Annotated in this window: 14 protein-coding genes; 9 read left to right on the forward strand and 5 right to left on the reverse strand. The window is 41.8% G+C overall.

Going from position 1 to position 17,544, the window contains the following annotated elements; all coding sequences use genetic code 11:
- Window positions 1–191: 191 nt before the first annotated feature.
- A complete protein-coding gene (locus G3KMM_RS00760; RefSeq protein ID WP_129604146.1) occupies window positions 192–1,541 on the reverse strand; it encodes a cell division FtsA domain-containing protein in 1,350 nt (449 codons plus the stop codon).
- A 177-nt stretch (window positions 1,542–1,718) separates the two neighbouring features.
- On the opposite strand from G3KMM_RS00760, the gene nusA reads away from it, so the two are divergent.
- Window positions 1,719–2,822: a transcription termination factor NusA gene (gene nusA / locus G3KMM_RS00765; RefSeq protein WP_129604151.1), complete on the forward strand. Its 1,104-nt coding sequence runs from the start codon at window positions 1,719–1,721 to the stop codon at window positions 2,820–2,822.
- A gap of 37 nt (window positions 2,823–2,859) precedes the next feature.
- Here the strand turns inward: nusA and G3KMM_RS00770 are convergent, their stop codons facing one another.
- Genes G3KMM_RS00770 through G3KMM_RS00780 form a run of 3 tightly spaced genes read right to left on the reverse strand, consistent with a single transcriptional unit; the run spans window position 2,860 to window position 6,090 of the window.
- Window positions 2,860–3,543, reverse strand: a complete 684-nt coding sequence (locus tag G3KMM_RS00770; protein WP_129604157.1) for a pseudouridine synthase — start codon at window positions 3,541–3,543, stop codon at window positions 2,860–2,862.
- Window positions 3,544–3,570: 27 nt separating this feature from the next.
- On the reverse strand, window positions 3,571–4,377 hold the full coding sequence (locus G3KMM_RS00775) for a response regulator transcription factor (RefSeq protein WP_129604162.1): 807 nt from the start codon (window positions 4,375–4,377) through the stop codon (window positions 3,571–3,573).
- Between the two features lie 9 nt (window positions 4,378–4,386).
- Entirely contained in the window at window positions 4,387–6,090 is a 1,704-nt protein-coding gene (locus G3KMM_RS00780; protein ID WP_129604167.1) for an ATP-binding protein, read from the reverse strand.
- Between the two features lie 47 nt (window positions 6,091–6,137).
- On the opposite strand from G3KMM_RS00780, the gene G3KMM_RS00785 reads away from it, so the two are divergent.
- The 4 genes from G3KMM_RS00785 to obgE are packed head-to-tail and all read left to right on the forward strand — an operon-like array spanning window position 6,138 to window position 12,056.
- Entirely contained in the window at window positions 6,138–7,871 is a 1,734-nt protein-coding gene (locus G3KMM_RS00785) for a hypothetical protein (protein ID WP_129604173.1), read from the forward strand.
- Between the two features lie 9 nt (window positions 7,872–7,880).
- Window positions 7,881–9,560 carry an endolytic transglycosylase MltG gene (mltG, locus tag G3KMM_RS00790; RefSeq protein ID WP_129604178.1) on the forward strand — a complete coding sequence of 560 codons (1,680 nt, stop codon included), beginning with the start codon at window positions 7,881–7,883 and terminating at the stop codon, window positions 9,558–9,560.
- Between the two features lie 19 nt (window positions 9,561–9,579).
- Window positions 9,580–10,698 (forward strand): CHAP domain-containing protein, encoded by a 1,119-nt coding sequence (locus G3KMM_RS00795; RefSeq protein ID WP_129604183.1) that lies wholly within the window; start codon window positions 9,580–9,582, stop codon window positions 10,696–10,698.
- 20 nt (window positions 10,699–10,718) lie between these two features.
- Window positions 10,719–12,056 (forward strand): GTPase ObgE, encoded by a 1,338-nt coding sequence (gene obgE / locus G3KMM_RS00800; protein ID WP_129604188.1) that lies wholly within the window; start codon window positions 10,719–10,721, stop codon window positions 12,054–12,056.
- A gap of 72 nt (window positions 12,057–12,128) precedes the next feature.
- Here obgE and G3KMM_RS00805 read toward each other — a convergent pair whose 3' ends face one another.
- A complete protein-coding gene (locus G3KMM_RS00805) occupies window positions 12,129–12,503 on the reverse strand; it encodes a hypothetical protein (RefSeq protein ID WP_129604193.1) in 375 nt (124 codons plus the stop codon).
- A gap of 50 nt (window positions 12,504–12,553) precedes the next feature.
- Between G3KMM_RS00805 and G3KMM_RS02785 the strand changes: the two genes are divergently transcribed.
- The 4 genes from G3KMM_RS02785 to G3KMM_RS00830 all read left to right on the forward strand — a co-directional run bounded on the left by G3KMM_RS02785 (window position 12,554) and on the right by G3KMM_RS00830 (window position 17,525).
- Window positions 12,554–13,594, forward strand: a complete 1,041-nt coding sequence (locus G3KMM_RS02785; RefSeq protein ID WP_164998458.1) for a hypothetical protein — start codon at window positions 12,554–12,556, stop codon at window positions 13,592–13,594.
- A 300-nt stretch (window positions 13,595–13,894) separates the two neighbouring features.
- The gene (gene trmD, locus G3KMM_RS00820; protein ID WP_129604199.1) at window positions 13,895–14,572 is read left to right on the forward strand and encodes a tRNA (guanosine(37)-N1)-methyltransferase TrmD; all 678 of its coding nucleotides are present in this window, start codon (window positions 13,895–13,897) and stop codon (window positions 14,570–14,572) included.
- Between the two features lie 32 nt (window positions 14,573–14,604).
- Entirely contained in the window at window positions 14,605–16,686 is a 2,082-nt protein-coding gene (gene recG, locus G3KMM_RS00825; protein ID WP_129604202.1) for an ATP-dependent DNA helicase RecG, read from the forward strand.
- Between the two features lie 20 nt (window positions 16,687–16,706).
- The gene (locus G3KMM_RS00830; RefSeq protein ID WP_129604205.1) at window positions 16,707–17,525 is read left to right on the forward strand and encodes a hypothetical protein; all 819 of its coding nucleotides are present in this window, start codon (window positions 16,707–16,709) and stop codon (window positions 17,523–17,525) included.
- Window positions 17,526–17,544: the final 19 nt, after the last annotated feature.

Raw genomic sequence — 17,544 nt, forward strand, 5'->3', positions numbered from 1 at the left:
TTTCTGTTTCTTAAATTTATATATTAACTACGAGTATCAAAATAGTTGATGTATATCTAAAAGTTTTTTGTATTTTTCTTCTCTTTGGTGTAATTTTTTGGACAGTTGGTTATATTATCTTTGGAAAGATATTAAAAAAAATAAGGTTTAGGAAAATTATAATTTATAAAATCAAGATTTTATAAACAATACTAATTCTGTAATAGTTTTGCTAATTTTGCTCTTAATCCAGTAGGTTCATCTGTTCCCGCCAAAGTATCAATAGCGACTCTAAGCAAGCCAAAAGCCGTAATGAATGAGTAGTCAAGGTTTTCTTCTGTGGAATTCTCTATCCCGGGAATATCAACGTCATCAAGTAGATGCACAAGTGGTCGCCTTGAAAAAGGTAAATCGGTATACCAATCACTTGTTGCAAGTTCTTCCTGCAACGCAGATAATCCAGCCCCACCACCGCAGAGTAAAATTTTTGTTGGTAGTGCTTCTACCAGGGGGAAATCCTCTAATGCTACCGTAACGCCACCTAGCCACACTTCAATATTATCCGCAATTGCCTTGTTAATTTTTCTAGATCGTTCAGGCGTAGATAGGATTGTCTGAATTTCATTCCTGTGTTCTGCTTCCGCTACAGTCTCTTCACGGTGTCTCAAAGTTAATTGATCTAACGAAACTCCCCCAATCTGTAGTTTTATAGCCTCTGCAGTATCATAATCAAGGCCAGTCTTCGTAGCAATTTGATGGGTAAAGCTGCGGCCGCCAATTCCAAACATTTTTGTTCCTTCGACACCGCCATCATCAACTACTGCAATATCAGTGGTTCCACCACCAATGTCCATCACAATTGCCGAAAAATTTGAGTCTAGTTCATTCCCGAGACAGGCACGACATACTGCAAAAGGTTCTACTGCGACAGCTAAGAGATCCAAATTAAGCTCCGCACAGACCTTTTCAATCGCTGAAATATGTACAAGCGGTGCAAATGCTGTATAAAACTGAATCATTAAATCAGATCCCTTAAAACCAATTGGATTTGAAACCTTATATCCGTCAATTGACAGGGAAACAATCGCAGAATTAATTAGTCGAACCTCAACTTCAGGATTATCGGTCTCAAGCGCAATTTCTTGTCTCGCCTGCTCGCCGGCCTTATCCTGAACCTTTTGAATGATCTGTTGCATTTCATTATCAGAGATTGGCTTATTGCTGTCTTTGCGCTTATATCTCACTGTCCTGGTATTACCTTTAATTAGCTCCCCAGCAATCCCCACTACGCAAGTCCTTGAAACTACGCCGGCCATTTCCTCGGCACGAGATAGGGCTTTTTCGCAAGTTGAAACCACTGCTTGGATATCGGCAATTGCCCCTGCATACATATTTCCCATACTCTGGTGCTCTTTAGCTACACCAATAATATTTAGATTGTCGTCGCTAGTTTTTTCGGCAATCACAGCCTTCACAAATTCTGTACCAATATCAAGGGCCAACAAAATATTCTCGGGCTTAATTTTATGCGCTGTTGTTGTCTCTTGTTTAGTACCTTGCATAACTCTCTTTATTTAGTTAATCTTATTATACCACAAGCAGAATATTTTCTGTTTGCTATTCTGAGTGAAGTTTGCTATAATAAAAACATACTTGAATATTCTATCCGGCCGAAAGGTCGGATATTTTAGACTCAAGCTCGATAGATAAATAATTTATATGAAAATAGAAAGGATTAAATGGAGGGATTAGATCTTAAACAAATGTCCTCAATGGTCAAAGTCATCTCAGAGGAAAAAGGCTTACCAGAGGAGGTAGTCTTAAATATTATTGAAACCGCTATTGCTGCCGCTTGGCGCAAAGAAGAAGGTGATAAGGATATGAACGTTCGCGCTGTCCTTAATCTTGACAATGGTGAAGCTGAAGTATATGTTGCTAAGGAAGTCATTGAAGATGGTCTAGCATATAATCCAGCCACCGAAATCCCAGCCGACCTTGCTGGCGGTAAGGAAATTGGCGAAATTGTTGAAGAATCACACAAGGTTACCACCTTTGGTCGTGTTGCTTCTATGACCGCCAAACAAGTCATCGTTCAGCGTCTTCGCGAAGCAGAGCATGACGCTATTCTCACTGCTTATGAAGATAAAGTTAATACTCTTATTAATGGTACAATTTCCCGCGTCGAACCACGCCTTGTTCGCGTAGATCTTGGTAAGGCTACTGGTTTAATGCTAAAGCAAGATCAGATCGAGGGTGAATATTATAAAGTAGGTTCACGCATTAAAGTTCTCATTAAGGCTATTGAGCGCAATGAACGTGGCGCTGACTTACTGGTTTCTCGTGGTTCATCTGAATTCATTAAGCAGCTTTTCGTACAAGAAGTTCCTGAAATTGAAAATGGTACTGTTGAAATTCATGCCATTGCGCGTGAGCCGGGTCGTCGTACCAAGATTGCAGTTTCTTCATCCGTCCCTGGCGTAGATCCTGTCGGTACCTTCGTGGGTGGTCGTGGCGTCCGTGTTCAGGCTGTGATGAATGAAATTGGTGATCGTGAAAAAATTGATATTGTCAACTGGAGCGATAATATGTCTGAATATATTCGTGAAGCACTCAGTCCAGCTGAAATTATTAAGGTCGAGCTTGAAGATAAGCGTGCCAAGGTTTATGTCTCAGAAGACCAGCAGTCGGTAGCTATTGGTCGCCAGGGGCAAAACGTACGCCTTGCTTCTAAGCTAACTGGTATTGAGCTTGATATCGAACTTGCAGAGGCTCCAAAGAAGAAAAAGCGTGGCAACGCTGAGGATTCTCTCCTTTCTGCCCTCGAAGACAGTTCTGAAGAGTAATCAAATAGACCCCTAACGGGGTCTATTTTTTTGATCATTATTTTTTAACTTCCAGGTATTGACCAGGCTTCAAATCACCAAGTTGATATTTACCAAATTCAATACGGTGAAGCGTTGTAACTTCATAGCCAAGCGCCGCAAACGTGCGACGAATTTGGCGATTCCTACCTTCACTCATCTCAACCTGAAGATTTTTCCCAGTTATCTGGCCACTCTCATCCGGAAGTTTGGTTAAAAATAACTTACTTACTCCGTCTGGCAATGTTATACCAATGTCAGAAATCATCTGCTGATGTAACGGGGCTATTGCGTGATCAAGCTCCACGATATAGGTCTTAATTTTGAAGAATTTTGGATGCGTCATCTCAAACGCGAAGTTACCGTCATCGGTTAAGAGTATTAATCCAGAACTATCCTTGTCAAGTCGTCCGACTGTCTTTAAAGCTTGCCATTTCTCTGGTAATAATTCGTAGAGAGTGGGGGTATTGCCTTGTTGTCTTCTAGAAGAGACATAACCGCGTGGCTTATTCAACATCAAATAAGTGTATTGATGGGGAAAATCCACCTTTTTATTGTCCACTAAGATATCCTGCGCCTCGAGAACTTGCATTCCAAGCTCGGCGATTCTCTCATCAACCTTAACTCGTCCAGAATTAATCAGATTATCAGCATCTCTTCGTGAAATCCCCAGTCGTTCTGCTAAAAATTTATTTAAACGCATATCGTAAATATATCATATATGTGATATTTATATAGACCCCATCCCACCCAAAATTTGGTCCATCTGATCTTTAATATTCATTCCACTTTCATCCGTGACTGAATTAATTGAGTAGGCGTCATTTTGTGGGTTAGGTGCCTGTGTATTCTGAGGTACTGGAGTTTGGACTTGGTTAAAAGATGGACCTTGAGAAGTAGATTGTTGTGTAAAGGCTGTATTGGGCTGTTCGTAAACTGGTTGATTAGAAAAATCAGGAGTAATTTGTTGTGTAGCAGTCTGTTGTGTCACCGGTTGCTGCATTACCTGTGGCTGATTTTGTGAAACAGTATACTGTTCTGCTTGTGGCTGATTCTGCGGAATTGTATATTGTTCTACCTGTTGTTGAACCTGGAATACACCACTACCATCTATAGGTTGGTTAAAACCCGACTCAGTACTCATTGTGCTAGATGTCCCTACTCCAGTATTTTGATCCAGGACTTCATGCACTGCATTTACTACATCCTCGATGCCAACCTGAGATTTAACCAAAAAACGGTCAGCCCCCAAGCTCTCGCCGCGCTCCCTCTGGTCATCTGAAGAAAGTGCGGTCATCATAATCACCTTAATATCCTTTGTCTCAGGAGTCGAACGCAGAATGTCTAGCATATCAAATCCTGAAATCTTTGGCATCATAACGTCTGATATGATTAAATCTGGTCTTTCGCGTACCGCAACGGCTAATGCCTCCTCGCCATCTCCAGCTGGTACAATCTCATAGCCTTCCGCTGTTAAGCGAATTCCATAGATTTCTCTTAAGCTTTGATCATCTTCGACAAGTAATATTTTTGCCATATCTATCCTTTAATTATTATTTGGTAATTGTTGATTATCGCTTGTAGGTTGCGGGTTATTTAATGGCTGCGTTGCTGCCGTCTGTAAAGGCTGATGCGGAGACTGTAAAGGTTGTTGCGGAGGTTGTAAAGGCTGCATGTTTGGCTGTGATAACTGTACTGGTTGTGACAAAGCCGGTTGCTGCATGGCGGGCGGCTGCTGTGTCACCGGTTGTGAGAACTGTGTCATCGCTGACTGCTGTATAGTCGGCTGCGCAACTGATTGTAATCCTTGGGGTACTACTGGCTGTGATGACTGTATTGGAGTAGTCTCCTGTATTGAAGGCTGTGGGGTCTGTTGTGTAGGTGATTGTATGGTCATAGGTTGTGGGGTTTGTTGTATGGGTGACTGTACAACCTCAGGTTGCGTCGTCGGCTGCATCATTGGTTGAGAAATAGCCGCTTGTGGATCCTGCATCGTTGGTTGAGTAGGAAGCGTTTGTGTGTTCTGACTCATTGCCTCAATATTAGAGGCAATCTGTTTTCGACGTTGATATTCTTCAGCTGTAATGCGAGGGAATGAAAGGTAAAAGGTGGAGCCTTCACCAAATGAACTCTCCGCCCAAACCTTACCCCCCATTGCCTCAACTCTCTGTTTAACCAGATAAAGTCCAAGACCAGTTCCGCCCACTGTTCGAGTTTGCGAATTATCTGCACGATAAAATTTCTGAAAAACATGCTTAAGGTCATCTGGGGAAATCCCGATTCCAGTATCGGTTACATTAATTAAAACACGGTCATCATCCCCACGTACATTCACCCAAATCCCTCCACCAGAGGCCGTATACTTAATTGCATTTTCCACCAAGTTATTTACAGCTTCACGTAGAAAATCAATGTCAACACTTGCGTAAACTTCCTGATTAACTACCCTAGTTGTATTATCTGATCTTGCCGCATTGGCGCCAAAGGTGTAATGAATACCTTTTTCACTCATCATTGGCACTTGACCATTGGCAATCGATCGCACCGTTGAGGCCATCTCAACAGGGGTGAGCTGTACTCGGATTTTCTTATCATCCAATTTTGTAACATCGAGCAAGTCCTTAAATAATCGACCTAAGTGTTTCGACGACGCGTGGGCTTCCTCAAGATATTTTCTAGCACGTTCATCGATTGTTGCAGTTTTAGGATTTAAAGCTAACCCCAAATATCCCTCAATCGAAGCAACTGGCGTGCGCATTTCATGCGACGCTGTCGATATAAAGTCTGCCTGCTCGCCTTCTTCCTCGAGTTCTCGCGCAATGTCACGCAGTGTGATAATTCGCTCATTTTGGCCAGTGGTGGTACAAACTACAGAAATTGCTACCGGCCTCCTCTGTTCCTGAACACTCACTAATATCAGATCGCGAGTCTCAAAATTTTCACCGTTCATCACGGCTCTGAGTACGGGATTAACATCATCTTCAATTTTCGCACCTTCAGAGTTTTCAAGATTGAGAATTGAAGCAAGTTGTAGATTTTCGACCATATTTGGGTCACTCGTCCCAAGCAGTCTCATCGCAGCTGGATTGACTAATACAACAATTCCAGAAGAGTGAACAATCATTACGCCTTCGTCGATCGAATTCAATACTAAATTAGCAAGATTAGCCGACTGCGCTGTAGCCGGATTTTGTGGTGCCTGTCCGTTGTTAATTGGCTCCTTTTTCTTAATCAAGTTAAAAATACTCATTGCCTAAATTTTAACATAAAAACTATGTAATGTGATAAAATCGGAGCATGAATAAGGACACCTACTATATAGAGCCAGAGGATGATATTACCGATATTATCAATCATCTTAAGTCGTCAAAACAAAAAGTGGTCGCTCTCGTTCCGCCCAAAAAACTTAGCGTTCTGCGTAGTGCTATTAATCTAAAATTAATCGCAAAAACAGCAAAAAATCTCGATAAAGCCGTCGTCATCGTTACGCTTGATCCAGTATTGATGAAATTAGCAGCCGTATCTGGCCTACCTTTTTCCAAAAACCTTCAATCTAGACCAGTTCTGCCAAGCGAATATAAAGATGCTCCAATTTCTAATAAATCGAGCTTAAAGAGTCAGGATATCAGTGAGCTTGATGATGTAGAAGAGTCTGAACAAGGTGTCTCCCAGGCTTCAAAAACTACTGAGTCTCAACCAGTCAAAAAAGCTGAACCAAAAGACATTACAAAAGATAGCTTGACCTCAGCGAACAAATCGAAGTCAAACCTAGTAGAAGATCTAGATTCTAATGAACTTGAGCAACAAACAGAGGAAAGTGGTGAAAAATCCGTCAAGAAGATTCCGACTTTTGAGTCCCTTAGGAAATGGATCATATTAGGCGTTGCTCTGTTCATTGTTTTAATTATTGGTAGCGTCTGGGCCTTTGTCCTTGCACCAGCCGCTAAAATTATGGTAAAGATTAAAACCACACCAGATAATTTCTCCGAGAATATTACACTAGTTGCTGCAGCTGACCAAGCTGTTAATAAAGAAGGTAAAATTCTGCTTGAATCAGAAACGCTTGAAAAAGAAAGTCCCATTGAATTTGAAGCCACCGGTGAACGCAATGATGGTGAAAAAGCAAGTGGTAAGCTGACCCTCACTGCCAATTTCAGTTTTTCCACCTCAACTGCTTCGCCAAGTAATCCTGACCGTATTTCGGTGCCAATTGGCAGCGCCTTTGCGAAGGGAAATCTTAATTATCTCACCATTGTTAGTACTGATTTTAGTTGGGATGGTTCCACTACTAGCTGTACTGTGCGTACCACTAATACCTGTCAGATTCGTAAGACCGTTGATGTGGTTGCCTTTGAAGGGGGTACTAGATTCAATATTGACCCGGTTGCTTCTGGTTGGCAGTCTTCAGTCGAAAAAGTTGACGCCTTTAATTCCAGTGCCTTCACTGGTGGTACCGATAAAATTGTTAAAATCGTTACCGCAAGTGACGTTGAAAAGGCTAAGAATCAGGCCAATCAAATTGACGACGGTAAAGAGGAATTATTTGCCAAGGTTAAGGAAACCGAACTGAAGATAGAGGCAAGCTATAAAAAGACTCTTGGCGATGCTACTTCTAGCCCTGCCATCGGGGAGGTCGCTGCGGAAGGAAAAGCTAAGTTGCTTGCAAAAGTTACTTATAAGGTAAATGTCCTTGATAAGTCAGCAATTGAAGAATATATCCGCACTCTTGTCAGTAGTCGCCTTGGGGAAGACCAGAAAATTTATGAAATCGGTTCATTATTCATTGAGCGCTTCCAAGAAAATAATGCGACCTCCGCTAAGCTTAAAGCCATTGTCAAAACTGGTCCAGAAGTCACGGAGAAAACTGTTCTTGATAAGTCCCTTGGCAAGAAAATTGGCGAAGTTACTACCTTAATTAAGTCCATCAATGGCGTTAGTGAAGTTAAGGTTGACACTTCCTTCCCATGGGTGCGCAGCATTCCAGAAGATATTAATAAAGTTAGTGTAAATATTACAATTGAAGAAAACTAAGGTGGTGAGATGAAAATAATTGGACTGGATGTTGGCACAGTGCGCATTGGCGTTGCCCGTGTTGATACAACGACTAAAATTGCTATTCCTGACGGCTACATTAATGTAAACGGTCAAGAAATTTCGGAAATTCAGCGCAAGCTAAGTTTTCATAACTCAAACGTACTCGTTATTGGCATGCCGCGCAGTAATGACGGTAATCAAACAGCGCAGTCGGACTTCGTAAAGTCTTTTACGGAACGCATTGCAGCTACAATTCCTGGCTTAAAGATTTATTTTCAAGATGAGTCTCTCACCTCTGTTGAGGCTGAAAACCGCCTAAAAAGTCGAAAAAATAATTATCAGAAAGGCGAAATTGATGCCGAGTCTGCTGCCATTATTTTGCAGGACTTTGTAGAGCGCCTGCAATCTGCTCTTAATAATCAGCAAACGCTCGCACCAGTTGAATTTACTCCTGCTGGAGTCATTGAAGGTGAACAGACAAACTTAAAATCTCAAGAACAAGATGAAAAAATGCCTAAAAAAAAGAATTCCTTTATTAAAAAAGTAGTAATTAGTTTATTTATTATTTTTGTGCTAGGAGGAATAGGTATAGGCGGGGCGTATCACTGGTACCAGCAACAATTATTGCCCGTAAAAAATCTCAACTGTCTCTATAATTCTCCAGCCGAAGCAGCTGTTGGAACCGAAGAAGAGAAGGAAGCAGATTGTCGTTATCAAACTTTTGAAATCAAAACCAATGAGACGATTAACGAAATTTCTGCACGTTTAAAAACGCAGAATTTGATCCGTTCAAGCGAAATCTTCAAGTTTTATTTAAAACTGAATCAAAAGTCTTCAAAGATTAAATCCGGCATCTATCACCTACGTACTAACATGTCCATGCCGCAAATTGCAGATCTACTTGAGCAGGGTGCAGTTTCTAATAATGTTTTTAATCTCACTGTCCTGCCTGGCGAGACAATCACTGACATTCGTCAGAAATTAATCAAACTCGGTTATCAAGACACTCAAATCGATGCTGCCTTGGCAAAACAATATGATAGTCCAATCTTAAAAGGCCTATATAGTTCTGAAGGACGTTTAGAAAACCAATTGCAGCCGCAGAACGTTGCACTCGAAGGTTATCTATATGGAGAAACTTATCAATTTTATCAAGGTGAAACGGTAGAGCACATTTTTAAAACCATGATTGATCAGCTAAATAATATTGCTAATCTAAATAAGCTAGAAGAGAAGTTCAAAAAGCGCGGGCTCACCTTAAGGGAGGGGATTATCCTCGCCTCAATTATTCAAAAAGAAGCCCATACGGAGGATATGCCGGGGGTTTCAATGGTCTTCCAGAATCGTCTACGTCGTGGCTGGAGTCTTGGTTCGGACGTTACTGCTACTTATGCGGCCGACCTAGTCAACCCGAATCGCAATAAAAACGATCCTAATAATAATCTTGTCGTCCTTGAAACCGATAGTCTATATAATACTAGAAAGCATACAGGTCTGCCTCCAGGTCCCATCTGTAGTCCATCTATTTCAGCACTTTTAGCAGTTGCTGAGCCAGATGAAAATATGAAATCTATGTATTATTTCTTGACAGGAGACGATGGAAAGATGTATTATAGTGTAACCGATACTGAGCACGAGCAGAAAAAACGTGACTTTTGTCAAAAACTCTGTAACGTAGGACTCTAGGTGGAAATATCGGCAAGTTATGACAACGAAAAAACAGAATAAACGCAATAAATTAAAAAGTAAATTGAAGATTATTCCATATCTCTTCGTTTTTCTAGCAACCATGGGACTTATTAACTATGGCTCAAAGAATAAACATATAGACGAATCGATAAATAATCTAAATCTTCAATCGATCTCGAAAAAAGACTATGCTGTCTCTACTGACCAGCTTTCCGAATTTTATGTCGTCTCCGAACTTGCCAGTAATCTTAGCTTAGCTTCATCAGAAGTTGTTAATGTTAACTATAACTCCCTCACTACTCTTCGTGATTCCGGTCAGGTTTCTACTGAAAAAATGGAGAAACCAATTGCGCCTCTCGCTACTAGTTGTCTCAAAGTTGGTGCAATTGCTTACACTGTTGTCGAGGGTGACACAATTGCCTCGATTACTGGAAAATATGCCGCTTGTGGTGTTACTGAAACTATGGTCCGCTGGTCCAATAACTTCAAGAATACATATGAACCAAAAGTGGGTGAGGTAATTTATCTCCCATCTCGTGCTGGTTTCGTCTATAAGATTAAAAGTGGCGATACCGTTGAATCAATTGCTGGTAAATATGGAGCAAAAAGTGATGAGATTATCGCCGCAAATAACCTTGAGTTGAACCAAAGTCTTGCAGTAGGTACCTCAATTCTTCTTCCAGATGGTAATCTTCCAGAAACCGAGCGCCCAGATTATGTTGCTCCTCGCATAACCAACTCTCAATCGCAAAGCTATACACAGTCTGTCTATTATCGTACCTATTGGACTTCTGCCAACCAGATGCCATGGGGTTGGTGTACTTGGTACGCCTGGCAACGTCGTTATGAGCTGGGTGGTGGTTATGTCCTTCCAGGTGGTCTTGGTAACGCTAATACTTGGGACAATGCTCTAATTTCCAGCTTCCCATCTAGCCGTGGTACCAACCCGCAAGCCGGTGACGTTTTTCAAACCGACTCTGGTTATTATGGTCACGTCGGTATTGTGGACTCCGTAAATGATGATGGAACTATTACTATTTCCGATATGAATGGTATCGCTGGTTGGGGCCATGTTGGTCGCAAAACCGTCCCTCAAAGTGTCTGGTCCGGCTACCTCTTTATTCATAGTCGCTAAAATGGTAAAATAAGAGTGATATGTTTTGTGATACTGCAAAAGTTAGTCTAAAAGCCGGCAAAGGTGGCGATGGTGCCGTATCTTTTCGCCACGAAATTTATATTAATAAGGGTGGTCCTGACGGTGGTAATGGTGGTAAAGGTGGTTCCATTATCTTTGTAGCCGATAAAGATACTAACACCCTAATTGATTTTCGTTTTAACCCGATTTTAACTGCAGAAAATGGTGGTAATGGCTCTGGTACTCGTAGTGCAGGTCGTTCTGGAAAGGATCTTTTAGTTGAGGTCCCTATCGGAACTGTCGTTAAGCGCGATGGGCAGGTCATTGCTGATCTTACTCATGACGGCGAAAAGGCCGTAATTGCTAAAGGTGGTGATGGTGGTTTTGGTAATGCTCACTTTAAGTCAAGTGTACGCCAAACTCCAGTCATTGCCGAGGTTGGTGAGCCAGGCGATGAATTTGAGGCTGAGTTAGAATTACGTCTGCTTGCAGATGTTGGTTTGGTTGGCCTTCCAAACGCCGGTAAATCAACCTTTTTGTCAGTCGTAAGTAACGCTAAGCCAGAAATTGCAGATTATCCATTCACTACGCTAACTCCAAATCTTGGTGTTGCTACGATAGACCGTCACGATATCCTTATTGCAGATATTCCAGGCCTCATAGAAGGTGCTGCAGAAGGCAAGGGTCTAGGTCACGATTTTTTGCGTCATGTAGATCGTACTGCAGTTCTTCTGCATCTTATAGATGTTTACAACAACGACGCCGGTGAAGCCTATCATATTATTCGCCGTGAGCTCGACAAATATTCAGACTTAAAGAACCGTCCTGAAATTGTTGCTCTCACAAAATGTGAGGGTGTGGATCAGGATATTATTGAAATGCAGATCCAGTCTATTAGACAGCATAATCCTAGCGCAAATATCCTCTCTATTTCTGCTGCCTCTCATCAAGGAGTTGATGATTTGCTTCGCCTCTTATGGCAGGAAATTAAAAAATCTAAAGAGCAGAAAGGCCGAGAGACTCAAGCCTTATCTCAAACCACTGAAATTAATCTAGGAGAAAATCGTCCTGAAGTGCAAAATAGCCAAGCAGGTTTACCGGTCATTTCTCTGAGTACTCAGGAACTCCGTAACACTTGGTCTGTTACCCTGGACGATAATGGTGTCTATCATGTGACTGGAGAAAAAATTGAAAAGTTTGCACGACGTACCGACCTCTCTAATTATGCCTCTGTCAACCGTTTACGTGATATTATGAAGAAACTTGGCATTCGAGCCGAGCTCACTAATCAGGGCGCTGGCCCAGATTCTCTAATTGAAATCTCTGGCAAGACCTTTACTCTCGTTGAACAGTATTAATTGAAAAATATCAAAAATCTAAAACTTGGACAAACTAAAAAACACGGACTTAAGGGTCCGTGTTTTTATATCTTATTTACAATCGGCACCAGTAGTTTTCTTGTGCCAAGACTTAAATTGTTTAATATATTCCTCGCTACCGAGTTTGGTGAATAATTTATTTTGCTCCTCAATGTTAAGTTCCATTCCATTGGACTTATAATCGGTAATTTTACTGTGATTATAGTAAATTGTAATGTCGCCCTTGTCAGAACTACAGATCAGACTGGATTGTTTAAAAAAGACTGACCATATAAAAACTGAGACTAGTGCAACTGTGAGAACAGAAATCACGATCACTATTGCTAGGACTTTCTTATTCTTTGGTTTTTTTGAGGCGGCAGCCTGCGTCTCCTGTGTAACCTGATTCCTTACATCTTGTATAAAAGCGCTCTCATAATCATTCATAAAGTAAGCATAACATATTCCCATTAAAAAGTTTATGCTATACTTTAGGTATGAAAAATCGTTCTGTAACTGTATTTTTTGCAAGTATTATTGCGCTTTTCTTATCCGTCCTCACATTATCTTTGGTTTCGCCAATAGTTGAAGCTAAAGGCAGAGACTATTTTGCGGCGACTGTTATAAAACGGAATTCAAAAGCGGCAAAGAAGCAGAATAAACAGAATAAGCAGAATAAGCAGAATACGGATGACGAATCTGATGAATCTGATGACTCCGGTGTTGGTGCTGAGTACTCAGGCAACAAGGGGCAGTCTGGCTGGGTTCAAGAGGGGCGCTCTTGGTTTTATTACGTTAATGGTCAGCCTGTAAGTGAGGGATGTCGCACTATTAATGGCACTATTTATTGTTTTGAGGGGGACGGTGAATTAATGACCGGTGAAGTTAAGCGAGGGGGTAAAACATATTATTATACGGAAGATGGTACTGGGCAACTTCTTAAAAACGGCATCACACCCAATGGGCAAAAAACTGACGCAACAGGCATGATTTATGAGGAGGCAGACGGTAGTTCGACTGGTAGTACTCCAACCTTTGATACTTCATCCGTATCCGGCGCTTCGAATGCGTCTCCTTCCGCCAGCTATACAGATAAAAAAGCCTCTTCTTCTAGCTCTGGTTCTTCAGGTGGCTCTTCCTCTGGTTCCAGCTCTTCAGGTAGTTCTTCTTCCGGTTCCAGTTCTTCAGGTGGCTCTTCTTCCGGTTCTTCAAGTGGCACCTCTGGCTCCTCCGGCTCTTCGGATGAAAAATGCATCAAGCTGGCCATCATTAAAATCAAGGGTAAGGACTGTATTGAAAACAGCGAAGAGGCTATCTTTGAGATTCTTGGTATGATCCTTAATATTTTCACTTTTGGGGTCGGGATTGCCGCCACAGGTGGTTTTATCTTCTGTGGTTATCAGTATATCACCTCCAAAAACGAGCCTGCAGTTATTGTTAAGATTAAGACTCGTATGCTTAATATTGTCATTGGTCTAATAATCTATTTTATGTTCTGGGGACTTATTGGACTCTTACTTCCAGGCGGACTCTGGTAATTGGCAACTTGCTTTTGTTACTCCAATACGCCTTCTTTAGTCCATTGCAAAAAAATACCCCCGAAGGAGTACTTTTCTCACTGATGCGCGCCCACCCTGGGGCACATTGTTTTGTTTTAATTCGCTTTTTGTTTTTAATGAAATCTCCACACTCCACTATTTTTTGAAGCGGAACCCCGTGAAGCGTATCAGCTTATGCTTACTATATCCAAAATCCCATAAACTGTCAAGATTTTATGGATAAAATATGAGAAAAGTCAGTCAAAAAAGCATAATTCATACTGTGATATAATTAATCAAATGGCAAAAGTTAAATTCACAATCATTACACTCTTTCAGGACGCCCTAGCGCCCTATTTGTCGACCTCGATGATGTGGAAGGCTACCAAAAATAATATTGCTGAATTCTCTTTTGTTGACCTCCGGGATTTTGGTCTCGGTCCACATAAATCCGTCGACGACACCCCTTATGGTGGAGGTGACGGTATGTTGCTCCGCTGTGAGCCGGTATTCGCAGCGATCGAAAAAATCAAACAAGATGACCCCACGGCAAAAGTTATTCTTCCCACCCCAGCTGGTCAAATTTGGTGTCAATCACTCATCCGTCAATTTGCTGAAAAAATAGAATCACAGGAAGAAAACCACTTCATTATTCTTTGTCCACATTATGAAGGTTATGATGAGCGTATCCTGACATTGGTTGATTATCAGGTCAGTCTCGGCCACTTTGTTCTAACGGGCGGGGAATTGCCAGCCCTTATTATAATTGATAGTATCGTTCGACTCCTTCCTGGTGTTTTAGGTGGAGAAAGTTCCGCTATTATTGAAAGCTTTTCCGAAGGAAACACTATTGAGTATCCGCAATATACGAAGCCTGCCGATTTTCGCGGTATGAAAGTCCCAGAAGTCCTATTATCTGGTCATCACGGCAAGATTAAAGAGTGGCGCGAGTCTCATCAACGCCCCTCTCAATCATAATTCTCATATCTTCACATGCTATAATTATCCTAATGATTTTATCAGCAGGTTTGGAAGAGATAAAAGGAGTTGGTCCTAAAACTGCCGAAGCGCTCCAAAAACGAGGTTTTCGTACTATTAAGGACCTACTCTATTATTTTCCACGCAGTTATGAAGACTATCAGTCTCAAACCAATATTGCCGACATTAAACCCGGCCGTGTGATTTTGCGTGGAAAAATTCGGAATCTCCGTAATCTTCATACCAGACGTCGCAATTTTGTCATTACTCAGGGTGAGATTTATGATCAAACTGGGGCGGTACGCGTTGTTTGGTATAACCAACCCTACCGCATTAAAAACTTTGACGAAAGTACCACCTATTATTTCACCGGCCAATATGATTTTAAATATAATCGCTATCAAATCACCGCTCCGTCTGTCGTTACTGCCGACGAAATAGAACAGAAAATCGAAGGATTTCAACCGATTTATGTAGCTAAAGGTAGCCTTAACTCCGCATGGTTTAAAAAGCTTTTTGAAAAACTTCAACCTCTTTTACCTCAAATTCCAGATTTACTTCCTCTTGAACATGCACCAAGCTATCTTTTTCAGGGTGCTCGTCGTCAAGCACTGACAAAAATTCATTTCCCCAAACAGCCTGAAGATGTAGAACAGGCTAAGCAATATCTGGGCTACGAAGAATTATTTGAGTTAATTCTTGCCAGTCAGCTTAATCGACAGGAGAATCAGAAGTTAAAGGCGGAGCCTTTAGCTTTTGATCTGAATCTCACTAAGCAATTCCTTTCCTCGCTCCCCTTTACTCTCACCGACGCTCAGAAAAGCGCTGCGTGGGAAATTCTTCAAGATCTCACCAAAACAACACCGATGAACCGTCTTCTGCAAGGTGATGTTGGTTCGGGCAAAACGATTGTCGCCGCTCTTGCAGCCTTCCAAGCTATTAAACAGGGTGCGCAGGTGGCAATACTGGCCCCAACCGCCATTTTGGCCTCCCAACATGCCGAAAATCTTGAACGCCTACTTACCCCCTTCGGTATTCGTACCGCTCTACTTATTGGCGCTACTAAGCAGAAAGATCCACTCAAACAACAAATCAAAGATGGCGAGATCGACTTAATTGTAGGCACACACGCTATTTTAACTGACGACACCCAATTTTCTCGTCTCGCGCTCTGTATTATTGATGAACAACATCGCTTTGGTGTGGCGCAACGTCAAAAGCTCTTAGAAAAAGTTGCTCTAAATTCCCATCCAAGCACCGTTGACGGACAAAGAATCACTGCCCCGCATTTTCTTGCAATGACTGCAACTCCAATCCCTCGCTCCTTGCAGCTCACTATTTTTGGTGACTTAGACGTTTCTCTCATTCAGCAAATGCCAAAAGGTAGGCAGCCGATCATTACAAAAATTATTAGCGAAACTAATACTCGCGAGCTTCTATATCCAGAAATTAAAAAGCACTTAGAGGCTGGGGAACAGGTGTACTGGATCTGCCGACTTATCGAGCAGGACGAAGATGAGCCACTAGAAAAGGATCAACACACGGTTAAGGAAGAGATAAAACGTTTAGCTAAAATTTTTCCTGGATATAAACTCGCCATTTTGCATGGTAAGATGAAGCCACAGGAAAAAGACCAGGTCATGAACGACTTTAAAGAACATCGGATCGATATTTTAGTCTCCACCACTGTTGTTGAGGTTGGTGTTGACGTTCCCAATGCTACGCAAATCGTTATCATGAACGCCGATCGTTTTGGTTTGGCTCAGGCTCATCAGCTAAGGGGGCGTGTTGGCCGTGGGCAAAAAGCTAGCCAGTGTTTCTTGATTACCACCGGTGACAACCCTCCCACTACTCGCCTAAGGGAACTAGAAAAGTCCAATAATGGTTTTTATTTAGCCGAAGTTGACCTTAAATTGCGTGGCCCAGGTGAGGTTTATGGGGCAATGCAGCACGGCGAACTGGATTTACGTATTGCTAGTCTTGCTGATACAGAAATGATTAAAGCTGCAAGAGCTCAAGCGCTTAATTTTGCTTCCGATCCGCAAAATATGCTAAAATACAAAGAGCTTAGTCAGTCTATCCAGAAATATCAGCAGCTGACTACTCTAAATTAGTTTTACATCAGAAAGTTATTATGTATTCAACTCTTGCTCTTAACAACAGTAAAAGATCAGGCAATATTGTCGGTACGCATCAAAAGCTCGATAAGATTGCTCGTAAAATATTACAAAAAAGCCTACCGGCGCGTGTCTATTTTCCCGATATCAAGGAAATTCTGCTTTTTGAAGGCATGGGTGGCCCAGACGGTTTAAAAAGAAAAAGCCCTGGCGTTGATGAACCGATGCACTTTATTATCCCAGGCCAAGATGACGGTAAACTCATTCAAATGATTCTAGACCACCAGTATAATCTGAGAAAAGCACTTGCTACAGATAACAAGGTCCGCGCTGCCTTTGAAGCCGGTTGGATGGCACACGCCATTACTGACGGCTTAACTCCAGCCCATCACTTTCCGCTCACTGAGGCGCAGGGTGAGTTGATGACTGAAAAAGAATTTATTAAAATTTTTGGTATTCCGGTCAAGGGAATCATGCGTGGTCGTAATTCCTTGGAGACCTTACGCAATAACTGGCTTTATTGGGGGGTCAATGGTTATATGAGCAAACATGTCGCCTTTGAATATGGCGTTGCCATTACTATGACAGCCCTGCCTGAGAGAGTTGTTACTCCTAAGCTAGACAAAAAAGAATTAAAAAATGTCGACTTAAAACAGGCTTTTTATCAATCTCTTGAACGTGTTGCTTCTCTAAATATGTATACTAGGTTTCTTGAACAAGGCTGGAATACAGATTTAGCCTTTGAAACTAAAAACATTCTTTTGCCGGAGATTGCACGTGCGATCGCTCTCTGTTGGGCGTCCTCCATTCCTGAATTGACCGATCCTGCCAAATAGCTTTGTGGTAAAATAAAAA

This window comes from Candidatus Nanosyncoccus nanoralicus, assembly GCF_004138405.1.
Taxonomy (GTDB): Bacteria; Patescibacteriota; Saccharimonadia; order Saccharimonadales; family Saccharimonadaceae; genus Nanosyncoccus; species Nanosyncoccus nanoralicus.

Excerpts from the sequence above, each read along its gene's own strand:
- G3KMM_RS00760 (WP_129604146.1), bottom strand. The coding sequence starts at position 1,541 with ATGCAAGGTACTAAACAAGAGACAACAACAGCGCATAAAATTAAGCCC.
- nusA (WP_129604151.1), top strand. The coding sequence starts at position 1,719 with ATGGAGGGATTAGATCTTAAACAAATGTCCTCAATGGTCAAAGTCATC.
- G3KMM_RS00770 (WP_129604157.1), bottom strand. The coding sequence starts at position 3,543 with ATGCGTTTAAATAAATTTTTAGCAGAACGACTGGGGATTTCACGAAGA.
- G3KMM_RS00775 (WP_129604162.1), bottom strand. The coding sequence starts at position 4,377 with ATGGCAAAAATATTACTTGTCGAAGATGATCAAAGCTTAAGAGAAATC.
- G3KMM_RS00780 (WP_129604167.1), bottom strand. The coding sequence starts at position 6,090 with ATGAGTATTTTTAACTTGATTAAGAAAAAGGAGCCAATTAACAACGGA.
- G3KMM_RS00785 (WP_129604173.1), top strand. The coding sequence starts at position 6,138 with ATGAATAAGGACACCTACTATATAGAGCCAGAGGATGATATTACCGAT.
- mltG (WP_129604178.1), top strand. The coding sequence starts at position 7,881 with ATGAAAATAATTGGACTGGATGTTGGCACAGTGCGCATTGGCGTTGCC.
- G3KMM_RS00795 (WP_129604183.1), top strand. The coding sequence starts at position 9,580 with ATGACAACGAAAAAACAGAATAAACGCAATAAATTAAAAAGTAAATTG.
- obgE (WP_129604188.1), top strand. The coding sequence starts at position 10,719 with ATGTTTTGTGATACTGCAAAAGTTAGTCTAAAAGCCGGCAAAGGTGGC.
- G3KMM_RS00805 (WP_129604193.1), bottom strand. The coding sequence starts at position 12,503 with ATGAATGATTATGAGAGCGCTTTTATACAAGATGTAAGGAATCAGGTT.
- G3KMM_RS02785 (WP_164998458.1), top strand. The coding sequence starts at position 12,554 with ATGAAAAATCGTTCTGTAACTGTATTTTTTGCAAGTATTATTGCGCTT.
- trmD (WP_129604199.1), top strand. The coding sequence starts at position 13,895 with ATGGCAAAAGTTAAATTCACAATCATTACACTCTTTCAGGACGCCCTA.
- recG (WP_129604202.1), top strand. The coding sequence starts at position 14,605 with ATGATTTTATCAGCAGGTTTGGAAGAGATAAAAGGAGTTGGTCCTAAA.
- G3KMM_RS00830 (WP_129604205.1), top strand. The coding sequence starts at position 16,707 with ATGTATTCAACTCTTGCTCTTAACAACAGTAAAAGATCAGGCAATATT.